The sequence below is a fragment of the Lyngbya sp. CCAP 1446/10 genome (assembly GCF_026130175.1).
Taxonomy (GTDB): Bacteria; Cyanobacteriota; Cyanobacteriia; order Cyanobacteriales; family Microcoleaceae; genus Microcoleus.
Genome location: NZ_JAIGNI010000008.1, coordinates 102,996 through 120,007, shown reverse-complemented (window position 1 = coordinate 120,007; position 17,012 = coordinate 102,996). Strand labels below are relative to the sequence as shown.

Annotated in this window: 10 protein-coding genes and 1 pseudogene; 3 read left to right on the top strand and 8 right to left on the bottom strand. The window is 46.9% G+C overall.

The annotated features are described in order from the left end of the window. Positions 1–76: 76 nt before the first annotated feature. Positions 77–1,480 carry a TldD/PmbA family protein gene (locus K4039_RS06050; protein WP_265234238.1) on the top strand — a complete coding sequence of 468 codons (1,404 nt, stop codon included), beginning with the start codon at positions 77–79 and terminating at the stop codon, positions 1,478–1,480. A 286-nt stretch (positions 1,481–1,766) separates the two neighbouring features. On the opposite strand, the gene patX is transcribed toward K4039_RS06050, so the two are convergent. Next, positions 1,767–1,970 carry a heterocyst-inhibiting protein PatX gene (gene patX, locus K4039_RS06045; protein WP_265234237.1) on the bottom strand — a complete coding sequence of 68 codons (204 nt, stop codon included), beginning with the start codon at positions 1,968–1,970 and terminating at the stop codon, positions 1,767–1,769. Positions 1,971–2,382: 412 nt separating this feature from the next. Continuing rightward, positions 2,383–3,012, bottom strand: coding sequence for a dephospho-CoA kinase (coaE, locus tag K4039_RS06040; RefSeq protein ID WP_265234236.1), 630 nt, complete (start codon positions 3,010–3,012; stop codon positions 2,383–2,385). 207 nt (positions 3,013–3,219) lie between these two features. Here coaE and K4039_RS06035 point away from each other — a divergent pair, with 207 nt between their 5' ends. Beyond that, positions 3,220–8,346: a CHAT domain-containing protein gene (locus tag K4039_RS06035; RefSeq protein WP_265234235.1), complete on the top strand. Its 5,127-nt coding sequence runs from the start codon at positions 3,220–3,222 to the stop codon at positions 8,344–8,346. 202 nt (positions 8,347–8,548) lie between these two features. Here K4039_RS06035 and K4039_RS06030 read toward each other — a convergent pair whose 3' ends face one another. From K4039_RS06030 to cobA, 6 genes and pseudogenes are all read right to left on the bottom strand, one after another. Next, complete coding sequence (locus K4039_RS06030) at positions 8,549–9,181, bottom strand: restriction endonuclease subunit R (protein ID WP_265234234.1); 633 nt, start codon at positions 9,179–9,181, stop codon at positions 8,549–8,551. Continuing rightward, positions 9,145–9,348 (bottom strand): annotated as a pseudogene (locus tag K4039_RS06025) (Uma2 family endonuclease); the annotation flags it as partial. The gene K4039_RS06030 and the pseudogene K4039_RS06025, both read right to left, overlap by 37 nt. A 297-nt stretch (positions 9,349–9,645) precedes the next feature. Further along, positions 9,646–10,836 (bottom strand): tetratricopeptide repeat-containing serine protease family protein, encoded by a 1,191-nt coding sequence (locus K4039_RS06020; RefSeq protein ID WP_265234233.1) that lies wholly within the window; start codon positions 10,834–10,836, stop codon positions 9,646–9,648. Positions 10,837–11,002: 166 nt separating this feature from the next. Further along, positions 11,003–11,395: a type II toxin-antitoxin system death-on-curing family toxin gene (locus tag K4039_RS06015; RefSeq protein ID WP_265234232.1), complete on the bottom strand. Its 393-nt coding sequence runs from the start codon at positions 11,393–11,395 to the stop codon at positions 11,003–11,005. Then, positions 11,382–11,573: a DUF2281 domain-containing protein gene (locus K4039_RS06010; RefSeq protein ID WP_265234231.1), complete on the bottom strand. Its 192-nt coding sequence runs from the start codon at positions 11,571–11,573 to the stop codon at positions 11,382–11,384. The genes K4039_RS06015 and K4039_RS06010 overlap by 14 nt, the downstream gene beginning before the upstream one ends. A 248-nt stretch (positions 11,574–11,821) precedes the next feature. After that, positions 11,822–13,390, bottom strand: coding sequence for a uroporphyrinogen-III C-methyltransferase (gene cobA / locus K4039_RS06005; RefSeq protein WP_265234230.1), 1,569 nt, complete (start codon positions 13,388–13,390; stop codon positions 11,822–11,824). An 85-nt stretch (positions 13,391–13,475) separates the two neighbouring features. On the opposite strand from cobA, the gene K4039_RS06000 reads away from it, so the two are divergent. Beyond that, positions 13,476–16,808 carry a CmcI family methyltransferase gene (locus tag K4039_RS06000; protein ID WP_265234229.1) on the top strand — a complete coding sequence of 1,111 codons (3,333 nt, stop codon included), beginning with the start codon at positions 13,476–13,478 and terminating at the stop codon, positions 16,806–16,808. The last annotated feature ends 204 nt before the right edge of the window (positions 16,809–17,012 follow it).

The following is a 17,012-nucleotide window of genomic DNA, read 5'->3' as shown; positions in this document are numbered from 1 at the left end:
AGTGGATATTTTGCACCAACAAGCCCGATCGCCCTAACAAAAGTGCAAAATGGATGCAGTTAAATAGTGCAAATTCATGCCCACCTCGATCGCCGACTCAAAAAATCTGCTGTCAGACTTAATGGCACGCTACCGCAACCAAGTAGATTATCTAGCAATTCGACTCGAAGAAGCCGAAGGCACAGACATCCTGCTGCGGGGCGAAAAAATTGAAACCCTCAGCGAAGGAGTCTCAATTGGAGGCCAAGTCCGAGCCTGTCACAAAGGTGGCTGGGGCTTTGCCAGTTTTAACCGACTTTCCACCCTCGCCGAAAGAATCGAAGAAGCCATCGCCGCAGCCAAACTGATCGGCGAAGAAGAAACGATTCTCGCGCCAGTTAAGCCAGTACAAGACATTTGCTTCCTACCGTTGACAGGAACAGATCCGCGTTTAGTGCCGCTAATTGAGAAAAAGCAATTGTGCGATCGCTACGCAGCCATTTTGCGTAGCATAGACCCCCGTATTGCCACCATCTCCGTGCGCTACGGCGACAGCACCCAGCGCATGATCCTGGCCACCTCCGAAGGTACCATGCTCGAACAAGGTTGGGTAGACATGGAAATGCGCTTTGCAGCTACCGCCCGCAGCGGGGAAACCGTACAAACCGGCCGCGAAACCACCGGTTCCCGCAAAGCTTACGAAGATTTAACCGAACTTGACACCCAAGTTCGCAGCGCCGCTCAGCGCGCCGTAGATTCCCTAGCCTTGCCCTCCGTCCAAGGCAACACCTACACCGTCGTCATCGACCCAATTCTCAGCGGATTATTCGTCCACGAAGCCTTCGGACACCTCTCCGAAGCCGACATGGCCTACGAAAATCCCGACATCTTGGAAATTATGACCCTGGGCCGCCAGTTTGGGCCCAAAAACTTGCAAATTTTCGACGGTGCAGCGCCACAGGGACACCGAGGCAGCTATTTCTATGACGATGAAGGGACTCCGGCGACTACGACTCAGTTAATTAAAGACGGCGCTTTAGTCGGGCGGCTGCACTCGCGGGAAACTGCGGGTAAGTTGGGAGAAACGCCTACGGGTAATGCTCGCTGTTTAAATTATCACTATCCGCCGATCGTCCGCATGACGAATACTTGGATCGAAAGGGGCGATACACCTGTTGCTGATTTATTTTCTGGGATCAAAGAGGGTGTTTATGCGCGCAATTGGCAAGGCGGCATGACTAACGGCGAAATGTTTACTTTCAGTGCTGGCGAAGCTTGGATGATTCGCGATGGCAAACTGGACAATCCTGTGCGGGATGTGACTCTTTCGGGTAATGTTTTTAGCACTTTAGCGGATATTGAGGCGATCGGCGACGATTTCTACTGGGATGAATCCGGCGGCTGCGGTAAAGGAGGACAAAGCGGTTTACCCGTGGGCTGCGGTGGGCCCAGTTTGCGGATTCGCGATGTGGTTGTTGGCGGCGAAGCTGCGGAAGATTGAAGCTTAAAAAGTTTAAAAAATTCAGGTAAAGCCGAAGATTCCTACTCGCGCTTTACTTTGATTTTTTTACCGAGTTGTCCCCAATACGGTTCAATTAAGACAGTCCGTTGGAAAAACGATGTGAAAAATAGGCACTCTTGTTTGCTCTCTCTGCGATCGCAATGACAAAAAAGCGTTAAGTGAACCGTATTGAAATTGTCCCGACAATAAAAAAGAAGCAAACATACTAAAAGTAATAATTCAGTATATTTGCTTCTTTTTGGCAAAATTATCCATTTTTTCGGATTTATCTCCCGCTGCCTCGTTCGGGCAAGGTATCCTTATCCTTATCTTCGTAAAAGATCTGAGTGTCGGTGAAAGTGGCGATCGTTTCGGGAGCAGAGTTGTTTTGAGAGAAAAAGGTCGATCGAGTTTCCATGCTTTGAGCCTTAACTGCGGTGCCGCTCAGTAACAGGCTTGACATCAGGATAGAAGAGTAGAGGCGCATCATAGAGTTCCGTGTCGTATTTTCCACTTCTTGATACACAGCCTCTACTCTGCTATCAGGGGAAAAAATTGAATTGGCGCGAAATCATCAATTAGTAATTGACAATACCTGCAATTTTTTTGATTTTTCGTCAAAACGGGGTAAAACCCCTCATCTAACTCGCTTGTTCGCTCATAAGTTCGAGTTGCCTGCTGTTTGCGGGCAACAAGCAGAATTCAACCCCTGCAATCCTCTTTAAATGCTCTTCAAACCAGGAAACGACAACCGCAAATTATAAATTTTTACGACTATTCAGATTAACTTCATAATTTATTGATATGAGGACGCAACCATTCAAGAATTGCGCGCAGGGATTATAGAAACCGGGTTTTTCAACCCATATCGCCAGTTAATCTCAAATCTCAAATCTCAAATCTCAAATGGAAAATCGACTGAGTTGCATATCTATTTGCGCGAATAGCGAGTCGAGGGTTGATGAGTTGTCCAAAACAACATCAGCTTTTTGGCATTTTTGAGCTAGCGGCATCTGGGCGTTAATGCGGGCCGAGGCTCGATCGCAATTCAAGCCATCTCGCTGCATCAGTCGTTGTAACTGCACTTCGGGCGAACAGTATACCACCCAAATTTCGGTACACAAATCAGTCATGTTAGCTTCAAACAGCAGTGGTACTACCAAAACCACAGTCAATGTGTTTGGCGATACCGGATTCGATGCAGAAATACAGCTTTGAGTTCCCTCCACTAACCGGCGGCGCACATAAGGGTGAATCTGTTGTTCCAACCACTGCCGTTCGGATGGGTTACAAAAAATAATATTTCCCAACTCGGGGCGATTTAAATTGCCGTCGGGGAGCAAAATAACCGCGCCATATCGTTCTACAATAGAGTCCAGTATTGGCGAACCTGGGTGCACAGCTTCGCGGGCGTAAATATCGGCATCTAAAATCGGAAATCCACAGGTATCTGCCAGATAATTAGATATGGCGGTTTTCCCGGTGGCGATGCCCCCAGTTAAACCGATCGCACGGACAATTCGATCACTCATAATTTTCTGGCGTTTTAACTTCTGGTGTTTCGACACTTACTGTATGTCTTTGCTATGTTGGTGACACAATCAAAATTCGACTTAAAATTTGAAATTTGCGATCGAGAGTTAGCGTTAGGAATTGTCAGCATTGGGGTGCGATCGACTATTTTTTACCTAAAATCTCCATTTAAAGCTCGAATTCAGGTCTAGATCGAGGCAAATCTTATGAATGCTCAACGTGCTGTGCGATCGATTCTGGCAGCAATTCCCCTTGCTGGATTTTTGATATTAGATTTTTTCCCCAACCTGGTTTTCCTCCAAGGAGATAGAAGCGGATGGGTGATTCTGGCAATTTATCCCCAACCTCAAAGTGCCCAGGCCGGGCCGATTATTGCAGCTCCAGACGGCACCGGAACCACCATCACACCTGGTACAGGAGCCCCCTCTCGCTACGACATTAAAGGCGGCACACCCTCCAGAGACGGAGCAAATCTGTTCCATAGTTTTACTCGCTTTGGTCTGAATTCTGGCGAAACTGCCAATTTCCTCTCCAACCCAAACATTAAAAATATCCTCGGCCGCGTTGTCGGCGGCGACGCTTCCTTAATTAACGGTCTAATTCAAGTTAGTGGTGGCAATTCTAACTTGTACTTGATCAACCCCGCAGGGATTATTTTTGGCAATAATGCCCGACTCGACGTGTCCGGGTCTTTTTTTGCTACCACCGCTAGCGGTATCGGTTTTGATAGCGGCTGGTTTAACGGTACTGGGGCAAACAACTACGCAGATCTACTGGGCACACCGAATACTTTTGCTTTTGGCTCACAGCCGGGGAGTATTGTCAATGCCGGTGACTTGGCTGTGGAGACTGGTCAAAATTTGACTTTGCTCAGCGGTACGGTGATTAGTACGGGGAAACTTTCGGCGCCCGGTGGTCAAATTACGGTGGCGGCGGTTCCGGGCGAAAATCTGGTGCGGTTGAGTCAAAACGGACTTTTGCTGAGTTTGGAAGTTACTCCGGCTGCGGGAGTGGCTGGTTCGGAAGCTCTTCCCTTCTCTCCCCTGAGTTTGCCAAAGCTACTATCGGGTTCCGGCGTGGCTAACGCTACTGGTTTAACTACGAACGATCGCGGTGAAGTCGTACTGACCGGCGGCACAACATTACCCGCAGGTGCCAGAACTGCTCTAGTATCGGGTGCTGTGGACGTGTCTGCCAGGGGGGGTGCGGGAGGCAGTGTGAACGTGTTGGGCGAGAAGGTAGGGCTGTTGGGAGCGAAGATTGAGGCTTCGGGGCCTCTGGGCGGTGGCATGGTGCGGATCGGGGGAGATTACCGTGGCGAGGGAACGGTGCCGAATGCCACGATGACTTATGTGGATGGCAAAAGCTCGATCGCAGCCAACGCAACTAGCACAGGTAATGGTGGCAGAGTTTTTGTCTGGGCGAACAACACGACAGCATTTTTCGGCAACATCAGCGCGACTGGTGTTTCTGCAACTTCCAGCACAGGTGTTGGCGGATTTGTGGAAATTTCCGGTAAGCAAAGATTGATTTTTAATGGCACTGTCGATACTTCCGGGACAAATGGTTTGGGGACTTTGCTGTTCGATCCGGAAAATATTTTAATTACAGATTCCTCAGAAGCTGCGGGGGATGCGGCAGTTATTGCTAACAGTAATATTTTGGCAACCGGAACGCCATCAGGACAGCAGCAAGACAATTCTGATCCTTCGCTGACAATTTCCAGAAGAGCTTTGGAAAGTATCTCGGCGACGACAAATCTGGTTCTGGAAGCGCTGAATGATATTAAAATTGCTGATTTGGCGGACAATCAGTTGAGCTTTTCGGCAACTACTGGATCGGTGACATTGAGAGCAGATGCCGATCGCAATGGTGCGGGTGTTTTTTCGATGAATGCTCAAGATACAATTAGCACTCAAGGTGGCGCGATCACCATTTCGGGAAGTCAAATTACTGCGGGCAATTTGTCAAGCAACGGCGGAAATATTAGTTTGATTAGTCCGGGAACGACGGTTGCAAACAATATTTCTGCATCGAATCCTAGCAGCGGTAGCAGTGGCAATATTCTGCTCGAAGGCCTGAATGTCACGGCCCAAAAACTTGATGCTAGCGGTTCTCAATCGTCGGCAAATGTAACTTTGACGGCTGGGAATGTTCTGGGAGTTAGTTCGATCGCAGCGGGTTCGGGAAATATTACTTTGACTGGTAATGAAATTAATTTGACAGGCGACAAAAATTCGGTCAGTGGCACGGGCTTGTTGGTACTCCAACCTTGGAGCCCTGGTCAAAATATTGTAATCGCTGGTTCAGGAGATGTCGGGACTACTACTTATCTGAATCTGACGGCAAGCGATCTCGGAAGTTTGCAAAATGGGTTTGCTGGAATTACGATCGGCCTCCGCAACGGTACTGGTTCGATTCTGATTGCTAATGATTTCACATTTTATGACCCGCTAATGATTCAATCGCCGGCGGGTTTGGGAACAATCACGAGCACAAGTTCCCTGACAGGGGCGGACAATGCCTCAATTACTCTGAAAGCTGAGGGCAATATCCGCACGGGAAATATCACTACCAACAATCAGGAAATTCGGATCACGAGCACGGCGGGTAATGTCACTACGGCTAAGCTACGCACGGGAAATCCGCCCAGCATCAGCACTTCTGTCAATTCTGCCAAAGTGCCACGCACGTCGGGGGGTGATGTAAGCGTTACCGCAGAGGGTACGGTAACAGTGGCTGCGATCGACACGAGGGGCGATCGCGCGGGAAATGTGACGCTAACAGGGCGCAACGGAGTGACTGCTGAGGCGATCCAAGCTGGCGGCTCGGAAACAGGGGGAAATATTACTCTGACAGGCAATGAAATTGATTTGACTGGTGGCAATAATTCGATCGGCAGCAACGGCAATCTGGTGCTGCAACCGTCCGATCCGGCTCAAAATGTGACGATTGCCGGTGCTGCTGAGACTGAGGCTTTGGATTTGACTGCTGCGGAATTGAACTCGCTGCGGAATGGCTTTGCTTCCGTAGCAATCGGGCGTGCTGACGGTAGCGGCCAAATTGTGATTACTCCGGCAACCACAGCCTCAGATTCAACGCCGGCGGTGACATTTCAAGATCCGACGACGATTCGCTCGCCCTTGGGAATGGGTGCGATCATGGGAACGGGTGCGATCGTGGGAATTGATAACGCTAGCATCGCTCTGATGGGCGGTACTGTGACAGTCGGAGACGTTACCTCGAATGCGGGGATTAACATCACTAGCAGTCAAGGTAATGTGACTGCTGGTGTTGTGTCATCTCGATCGGCAAACGGGACGGCGGGCGATATCAACATCCGCAGCGCGGGTGCGGTAGAATCTGGCAATGTCAATGCTTTCGGTGCAAAAAGTGGCGGAGATATCTCGATCGTGGCGCCGGGCCGGATCGTGACAGGAGTGATCAATTCGAGTTCGCAGTCGGGAAGTGCCGGTTCGAGCAAGATTAATGGGCAGAAAGATGTGGAAGTTGTTTCGATCAAAGCTAATGGCAATACGGGCGGCGATGTGGCAATCGATGCTGGGGGAACGTTTCGGGCTGCAGGAACGGGAACGACTGCCGATCGCGCCAGCGTTAGCATTTCTACAGATGGGCAGGTGCGATCGGGTTCGCTGACTCTGCTACAAAGCTCTTGCCCGTTAGGAGCCTGCACGGTGGCAACTGTTGGCACGGGAAACTCGAAGTCGAACTCTGCCACCTCAAGTGTTACCAGCCCAGTGCTCAGTCTGCCGAGTCCAGCAACAACTACCACCACCGTGGCACTAAAAACTACAGGCAATTCTCCACAAATTGTCACTCAGACTCCCGCAGTGTCTGAGTCAAAGAGCGGTATCGTAAATGTCTCGCCAGGAGGGACTGCTGTACCTGTTGAGGGGGGATCGAATGAGACTGCAACCGGGTCGGTACTGCTATCGCCGTTTGTGTTAAAAGACAATCTGGGCACACCTGTGGCGACAGAAAACGGTGGCACTGTGGCAACGGCACAGAAGCCCGCGAGTGGTGGAAATTCAGAAAATGTCGGGAATTTGAGGTTTCCTGAGATTTCTCGATCGAGTGCGATGCAAATAAGTCCGATCGACGCAGTGCAGCAAAGGGATAGAGCTCAGGGCCGGGAATTTGAACGTTATTTTGGTGGCAATCTCGATCAAAAGTCAGTCACACCACAAAGTATCCGAGATACTCTCAGCAGTGTCAATCGATTGACTGGGGTTAAACCCGCGATCGTTTATGTGTGGGCGAAAGAGCAACATTTAGAACTTGTGTTGTTATTGCCAGACGGCAAAAATATTTTTAAAACTGTGTCTGCAAGCCGCGAAACTGTTCTGCAAGTTGCTAAAGAATTCACTAATGCTGTGAGATCTCCTAAGAGATTGAATGCTACTGATTACAAGGAACCTGGCCAGGAACTTTATCAGTGGTTAATTGCACCGATGCAAGCGGAATTGGAGGCTAACAAAATTGACACCTTGGTGTTTTCAATGGATGCCGGTTTGCGAACTTTGCCTTTAGCTGCTCTTTTTGATGGCAAACAGTTCTTGGTAGAAAAGTATAGTTTGGGGTTGATTCCCAGTTTGAGTTTGACTGATACTCGCTATGCCGATGTTAAAGGTTCTGAAGTTTTGGCGATGGGTGCGTCGAAGTTTCCCGAAAAATACGATCAAAATCCTTTGCCTGCTGTGCCCCTGGAAATATCAACAATTGTGGGCAAGATTTGGCCTGGTGCGTCTTTTCTCAATGAAGCTTTTACCTTGGCAAATTTGAAGAATAAGCGCAATCAACCGCAATACAAAATTATTCACTTGGCTACTCACGGCGATTTTCAGCCAGGGGGATCGGAAAATTCTTACATTCAGTTTTGGGATACTAAGTTGCGGTTAAATCAGTTGGGTGAGTTGAAGTTATCTAACCCGCAGGTGGAGTTGTTGGTTTTGAGTGCGTGTACTACGGCGGTGGGTGACGAACAAGCTGAGTTGGGGTTTGCGGGGTTGGCGGTGCACGCTGGGGTAAAATCGGCTTTGGCGAGTTTGTGGTATGTCAGCGATGCTGGAACTTTGGGGCTGATGACTGAGTTTTACCAGCAGTTGCGCACGGCGCCGATTAAGGCTGAGGCTTTGCGGCAAGCGCAGTTGGCGATGCTGCGCGGGGAAGTGCGGTTGCAGGATGGTTATTTGGTGCGATCGGGTAATAATCAAGCTCTGCCTTTGCCTGCGGAATTGGCCGCCAGGGGCGATAAAAATTTGTCGCATCCTTATTATTGGGCTGCTTTTACGATGATTGGTTCGCCTTGGTAATTGCGAAGGAAGAAGGAAGAGGGAAGAAGGAAGAATGGTGCGATCGTGCAAACTGATACCATTTTTCTAAAGATATGCTATTGATGAATTCTGAGCCACCCCGAACTCGCGGGGGGGTTGGGGGGGTAATATCTAGCGCTACTTTATGAAATTGGTATGACTAATGACTGATGACTAATGACTGATGACTACTGACTAATGACTAATTGCTAGCTGCTATTTGACTCAAGCGTTTGAGGATGCGGAGGACATCATAAAGTTCGTTACCGGGGTTGCGAGTGAGATACCCTTTAGATGTGGTATATCGCGGTGATTCTCCATTGACTAATTTAACAAATATGAAACTGCCGCCTGTAGCAATCATGCCGTAACTGGGTTTGTCGGGATTCGGATTGGCCAGCATATAAGCTAAGATTTGCGCCAATCCCGCTTCGATGGAAAACGAAACTCGTTTCGACTCAATTACCATCAGCCAAAACTGGTCTTTCAAAACTAAAGTGTCTATGCTACCTTTGATGATTACCCCTTCGTCTTCTTCGGAAATTTCGACAGATTTTTCTGGTTTAATGTAGAAAGGATGCAGGTAAAACTCGCCAGCAAATAACAGCGGAGAGACGATCGACAAACTGATGGTTTTTTCCAGCATCGGCGGATACTCCAGCAAATTGAAGTAACCCGCTTTGATCTGATCTAGCTGTCGTTGTTGAAATTCAGTGATTTCTGGCAACTCGTCTTGCCATTCTCGAAAAAATTGGTCGTCTGTGACAAGTTGCAGGTCAAAAAGTGTTTTTAATTCTGCTAATGTGACATTTTTAGCTTGGATTGTTTGAACCATAATTTTAAACTAATTCCAAATCTTTTGTAAGAGGAATCAAAGGCTTCACCGAGTTCGGCTTGTTCGTTCCAAAGTCCAATTTGTAAGTTAAATCTTGAGTTGCTTTTTCCTGTTTTTCCTCCGGTTGGTGGCATGACGATCAATTGTCCATTGGCGTTGCGTTCTAATTGTAGATCGCGGTGTTATTCGCACAGTTGGTAGAACTGTTCGGAAGTTATTTTGATAATGGAATTGAGGTTTAATGTGATAGCAGTCATTCTTATTTACCTGCTGTTTGTATGAACTAGATTAAAAATTAAAAATGAATTATCCCATTTTTAATTCTTAATTCTTAATCCTTAACTTCTAATTTTACTGCACAGGGGATTTAAGCTCCCACCTTTAGGTGGATTGTTTTTAGGCTGGGGCTTAAATCCCCTGCCTAAAAACTTCGCTGTCAACTGTCAACTGTCAACTGTCAACTGTTACTGCACTTGTTTGATTCTGTTCAGCGCGTCTTGATATGCACTGGTTCTGCCGCCTTGGTTGTAAAGTTCTGCTGCTTTTTGAAAGTCGGCAATTGCTTTCGGTTTGTCTTCTGTTGCTAGGTAAGCTAAAGCTCGGTTGTAATAGGCATCAGCAAAACCGGGATTGGCTGCGATCGCCTGCGTGTATGCTTGAATAGCAGTGGAACCGCGGGTGGGTTCGGTTTGGGGCAAGCCGGAAGTGATGAAAGTGCGGGCATTACCGATATTAAAATACAATTCTGGGGTATATTTGGGCTTGAAAGCGAGTGCTCTGTTGAAATCGGCGATCGCCTCCCAAGCATCTCCTTGATCTAAGCGCGAAAGTCCTCGAAAATAATAGGCTTGGGCATCTTGCGGATTGGCGGTGGATACGGGGCCGCTAGTTGAGGGAGTATTGTCTACTTTCAACTCGGATTTGTTCATTCCCGCCGCTACCAGTTTTCCGATAAAAGTATTAATTGGAACTGCTGCATTAAATCCAGTTTTAATCGGCGCGACTTCGCCGGAACTGGTTTGGGCAAAACCGAATTCGCCTTGTCCGTGTAAACCGATGACTCGGCCTTCGGAGTCAAAAACTGGCCCGCCACTCATGCCACTCCAAGTTACTGCCTGATACCGCAGAGTGTAACCTTCCGATCGGCTGCGTGGGCGGCTGGTAACGAGTCCGGGAGACAGTTCGGGTTCTCGTTCGGCGCCGAAAAGTCCGCCGGTAGCGGGATAGCCGTAAACGAAGATTTGAGTGCCGATGACGGCTTGATCGGAATCTGCAAGCGTCGCGACTGGATATTCTTCGGGACTTTCAAATTTGACTATGGCTAAATCCGGGTCTGTTGGGGTTGTTTGTAAGCGAGTGACTGCGGTTGCTTGGTAGTTTTTGCCGATCGATGTGCGAACGGTATACTTCACTTCTGCCTTTTCTACAACGTGATTGACGGTTAAAACTGTGTAAGTTTTGCCATTTTTGGCAATAATTACGCCAGAACCGTCTCCTAGGGAACTATTAATTTGTACTGTCAGCGGCCCGGCGATGCTGGCGACTTGTTGCGGTGTTTTGGCGATCGCAGGTTGGCTAATGACTATGGTTAAGGCTGCGGTGGTTCCTGCTAGCAAGGTGCTTAAGGTGTTGTAACGAGAAAAATTTATATTCATGGTATTAGTGATTTGACGTAAAGGCGATCGGCTTTGTTATTTACTGATCATTTTACTCGCTTTTTTGTTCCGCGATCCCCTGCTTGCCTACGCCGGACACGGCATTGCCTCAAAGTAGGGTGTGCACTGCGCACCTTCTTAATTTCAAAGTAGATTTACCAACTTATTAAAACTCAACAATACATGACTCAAACTCAGTGCTTAGTTCTTCTTTCGTCATCGTTCCCCGTGCGACTTGCATGACTAAATCATAAGCTCGATCGTCCGTTAAATTCAGAGTCCAGCCATTTAAACGCAAAAAGGTATCTGCCACCGCAAAAGCGGTTCTTTTGTTGCCATCAATAAATGGATGATTCATCGCTATGTGGTAGAGATAGGCGGCAGCTTGTTCGCTAATTGTTGGATGCAAAAATTGACCGCCAAAAGTTGCTTGAGGTTGAGCCAAAGCTGACTCTAACAAGCCTTCATCTCTAACACCGGAAGTACCGCCAAAACTAGAAATTTGGTCTTCATGAAGTTCTAGCACTTCATCTATGGATATAAATCTAGGAGTTTGCAAGGCGACGATAAACCTCCTCTCGTTCTTTTTTAGATGCTAGATAAGCATTCCAAACATCACTTTTCTCTGATTTTACAGGATGTTTTGCTTTGAGGGCTAGTACAAACTCAAGCACTTCTTTCAACAGAGGTTCTGGTACTTGGTCAATTTCTTGGAGAAGTTGGTCTTTTGCGGTCATTTTTCCTCCTAGTTATTTTACAACCATTTTACAACTTACAGAGCAGATAATCAAGGGCTACCCTTCATTCAGTTGACAGTTGACAGTTGACAGTTGACAGTTGACAGTTGACAGTTGACAGTTGACAGTTGACAGTTGACGGTTGACAGTAAAACTCGGCTCTTGAAACCGCGTCTACACAAACGTAGGCGTTAGCCTTCCCGAAGGGTAGTCGGCCTCCGCCGACTGAAGAGTAGAGTAAAGTTAGATTACAAAGTTTGATATTTTGTTGCCCATTGGACGATCGCCTCAGTCAACCCATCTAAGGTGTATTCTGTGGCTTCTACGTCTAACTTGCCCAATAAATTTTGGCAGCTTTTGGAAGTTTCCGGGCCGATGGATGCGATGCAAACGCTTTCTAGCCAATCCTTAGACAAGGAAAATTCTGGGGCTTTTTCGATCAGGTGGCAAAAGTTATGTACAGTTTTGGAACTGGCAAAGGTTATGATATCTATGGCTTGATTTTGGAGTGCGCGTCGGGCGATCGGATCGATAGTTTCGGGACAGCAAGATTGATAGGCTGGCACTTCGATTACTTGCGCTCCTTTGGCGGTAAATTCTTTAACTAAAACTTCTCTCCCGCCACTTTCTACTCTGGGAAATAGAATTTTGCAGTTTTGCAAGTTGTCTGGGAAGTTTTCGACGAGGGAATCGGCGACAAAGTTGGGGGGAATAAAGTCTGGTTGTAGAGAGTGCGAGCGCAAACTTTCTGCTGTTTTTTTGCCGACAACTGCGATTTTAATGCCAAATAAGCTGCGCGCGTCTTTGCCTTTTGCTTGTAAGCGTTGAAAAAAGCAATCTACAGCGTTGTGGGAAGTGAGAATTAACCAGTGAAAGCTTGACATTTGGGCGATCGCCCTGTCTAATGGTTCCCAAGTGGACGGCGCACCAATTACCAAGGCGGGCATTTCGATCGCGCGGGCTCCTAGTTGCTGGAGTCGATCGCTAAATTGACCGGACTGGGAAGCTGCGCGGGTGACTAAAATCGTTTTTCCTGCTAGCGGCTGGCTGTTGTTAGAAATGACTGGTGTATCGCTCATGTTTGTACTTTCCGATCCGATTAAATATTCGCGCAATCTGACTACTTCTCCAATGACGATCGCGCAAGGCGATAGAGATTGACCTGCTGTTTGCTGTACGATGTTGAAGAGAGTGCCGAGCCAAATTTTCTGTTCGGGGCGGCTGCAATCTCGGATAATTGCGATCGGAGTTTCGGGCGATCGTCCGTGTTTTTGCAATTGCCAAATTATCTCGCTTAAATTGCGCCCTCCCATCAAGATTACCAAAGTTTCAATCCGCACTAATGCTTCCCATTCCAAAGCATCCGGTTCGTGGGCACTCATCACTGCAAAACAGCGGCTCATCACCGGATCTGTGAGGGGAATTCCTGCTAGTATTGGGGCGGCTAATGCTGATGAAATTCCGGGGATTACTTCAAACTCGCACCCTGCTGTGATCAACGCTTGAATTTCGGAACTGGAGCGACCAAAAATAAACGGATCACCGCTTTTTAAGCGCACTACTTGTTTGCCTAGTTTGCACTGTTCTACCAGCAAACGGTTAATTTCTTGCTGCTGTGTAGAAGGTTTGCCGCCGCGTTTTCCGACTTCGATTTTCCGACAAGTTACTGGGATTAAGTCGAGTTGCGGGATGTCGATGAGAGCGTCGTAGATTAAGACTTCGGCTTGGGAGAGCAGTTTTTGCGATCGCACTGTCATCAAGTTACAATCTCCGGGCCCCGCACCGACTAGATAAACTTTCCCTTTTTGGCTTTTCATAAGTCATCCTCAGTAGTATACTTTATGCTGTATAAACATTTTTCCTTCTTCCTTCTTCCTTCTTCCTTCTTCCTTCTTCCTTCTTATGCAGATTATCATCATCACGGCCGCCGATGCAAATTACTTTAAACTGGTGCGAGGTACTATTTTATCGGTGCGGGAAAAACCAGAGGGTGCAAAGGTGGCGATCGGCTTTTTCGATCTCGGCTGCACTCCCGAACAATTACAGTGGCTGGAAACACAAGTTAATTTTATTCAAAAACCTGATTGGGACTTTGACTTTCCCGGTAAAAACGAAGCTCCTCACTATCTCAAAGGACTTTTAGCACGTCCATTTTTGCGCCGCTACTTCCCTAATTTTGACATCTACCTGTGGATAGATGCCGATGCTTGGGTGCAGGATTGGCAAGCTGTTGAACTGTTAGTTAAAGGCGCGGCAAAACGCGGTTTAGCAGTTGTTCCAGAATTAGACAGAGGCTATTATTTAGCTTACGGCAAACTGCCTTGGTATTGGGAATTTGTTTACCGCGATTATCAAGCAGCTTTCGGCGAAGAAATTGCCCAACAGTTGCACACTTATCCAACTATAAATGCAGGTGTTTTCGCACTGCAAAAAGATGCCCCGCACTGGGAATTATGGTCGGAATATCTGGCAGAGGGATTGCAGCGGCACGTTTCTTTGATGACCGACCAAATAGCTTTAAATCGGTTGGTTTACGGCACTGAAATGTTCGATCGCACAGAGATGCTGCAGGCTCTGTGTAACTGGAGCTGCAACTTCGGTTTGCCCGTCTGGGACAAGCAACGGGCCTGTTTTGTGGAGCCGTATTTGCCGCATGGGGCGATCGGCATTCTGCACATCACCGGTCACAAGCACGACTTGGTAAAATTAGCAACAACCGACGGAAATCAAATAGAAATTAGTCTCCGCTATCAACCGATACAACACCCAGTATTTCAACAGTTAAAACCAAAGCAAATGACATTAAAACCACAATCTGAAATCCCCCACAATACTTTGTTACCCGGAGATTACGTCTCGCCCGGATTGAAAATCATCCTTCCAGATGCGTACTTTCCCAACATGGTTGTTGGGGATACTAATACTTGTCCGTGGCCCTACCTGCGCCGGGAAATCAAGCACAACTGGTATGTCGATCGCCGTGCTAGTTCAGTCGGATTCCTCAGTCGCGACGAAGCACACATTCTTTACAATACAGCCCTGCAATTTGCCGGGAAAAAAGCATTAGAAATAGGCTGCTGGCTGGGATGGTCTGCTTGTCACTTAGCCCTCGCAGGAGTTGAATTAGATGTGATCGATCCGCTGCTAGAAAGAGAAGACATTCGACAAAGCGTCATCGATTCAATTCAAGGCGCTCTCAATGCCTCTGGCATGCAAACTTCCGTGAAGCTCGTACCCGGTTACAGCCCACCAAGAGTTGAACAATTAGCAAAGGAATTTAACCGCAAATGGTCGTTAATTTTTATTGACGGAGAACACGAAGGTGATGGGCCGTTAAATGATGCCATTGCGTGCGAAAACTTGGCAGAAGAAGATGCCATAATTTTATTTCACGATTTAGCTGCTCCCGCTGTTGCTAAGGGTTTAGATTACTTGAAAGAAAGAGGTTGGCATACTATAGTATATCAAACAATGCAAATTATGGGGGCAGCTTGGCGTGGCAATGTTACGCCCGTCCAACATCAACCAGACCCCAATATTTCCTGGGATTTGCCAGCCCATTTGCAGGGTTATTCAATTAGCGGTATTTCAAACAATCAATCTGTAGATCGAGAAGTCACTGTACGACAAGTGCATGAAATGATGCAGCAAGCTGTTACATTCCTCCATAGCAATAATCCCGTAGAAGCTATGCGAATAGCTGAACAAGTCGCTTTACTAAATATCAATGTACCAGGAATGTACTACCTGCGTTCAGTTTGTTTGAGCAATTTAGGGCGGCATCAGGAAGCACTTGCAGCGGCTAAAGTAGAACTGGCGATCGATCCAACCCACCGCCAAGCACAAGCGCAAGTTGAAAAATTAACTAGGGCTTTATTGCGTCCGCAACTAAAAATACCCACACAGCAACGTTCGTGGAATACAACTCTTCCGCGCGAACATCTGCTGTCAATTCAAAACGCCACTTTGAACTATTCATATCGAGGCGTACAGATGCTCAAAAATCCCTTCGATTTTACGCTGTACCCTCTATTATTTTGGAACTTAAAACCGCTCACAATTATTGAAATTGGATCTAAATATGGTGGGAGTGCTTTGTGGTTTGCAGATATGCTAAATAATTTTGGCATTGACGGTCACATTTATTCTATTGATATTTTCAAAGTGACTTCAGTCCAACATCCTCGCGTCACTTACATGGAAGGAAACGGACGAGCTTTACCAGAAATATTAACATCAGAGTTTATCAACTCATTGCCGCGTCCCTTACTGGTAATAGAAGATGCTGACCATACCTACGAAACCAGCAAGCACGTCTTGGAGTTCTTCCATCCGTATCTTAAGCAGGAAGAATATATTGTTATTGAAGACGGAATTATTTCAGATTTAGAGCAAGATGCTTCATATAACAATGGCCCTCACAAAGCATTGAAACAGTTCCTCTCCGCACACGAAGCCGAATATGAAATTGATAGCAATTATTGCGATTACTTTGGCTATAACATTACTTGGTGTACCAATGGTTTTTTAAAGAAAATAAAAGCCCCGCCATCCCTCGGTGCATCAGTTGTAAATAAGCCGTTTGATGACAATTTTCAAGCAATACTTTTAGCGATCGAACCTTACACATTATTAAGCGAAGCTCGATTGTTTTCGCTATACTCCCTAGCAAAGCAAATATGTGTGGAAGATTTGCCGGGAAATTTTGTAGAATGCGGAACTTGCAAAGGCGGTTCAGCGGCGTTAATCGCATTTGTAATTAAACATTACAGCCGCCGTCCGAGAGTGCTGTATGCTTTTGATACGTTTGAAGGAATGCCGGCACCTACCGAGATTGATAAACATCAGGGAATACCTGCCAATCTCACAGATTTTGGCGAAGGAACTCTCAAAGCTGCAATTAGTGAAAATTTGGATAAAATTTGTGAATTACTGCAAGTTAGAAATATTGTGGTACCGGTTAAGGGATTATTCGCCGAGACTTTACCCAAATACAAGTCAGCAATAGGAAGTATTGCGTTTCTGCACGCTGATGGAGATTGGTATGAGTCAACAATGGATATATTTAATACGCTTTATGACAGTGTGATTGCTAATGGTTTGATTCAGGTGGATGATTACGGACATTGGGAGGGCTGCAAGCAAGCATTACAGGATTTTGAGAAGATGAAAGGTGAGTCATTTTCTCTGCATAGGATTGATGAAACAGGAGTATGGTTTCAAAAATTGAAATGATATTAATTCCCGTAGGGTGCGCATTGCGCACCGGTTTCAAAAATTGAAATGATATTAATTCCCGTAGGGTGCGCATTGCTAGCCCTGTCAAGGTGTTCTTTATTCAGGCATTCTTGGTGAATCTTGAACGGCAACGGTCGCTGGCGACAAGCTTGGCAACCTTACGAATAAACTTAGATCAGCGACTGTTGCCGTTCTCTTCGA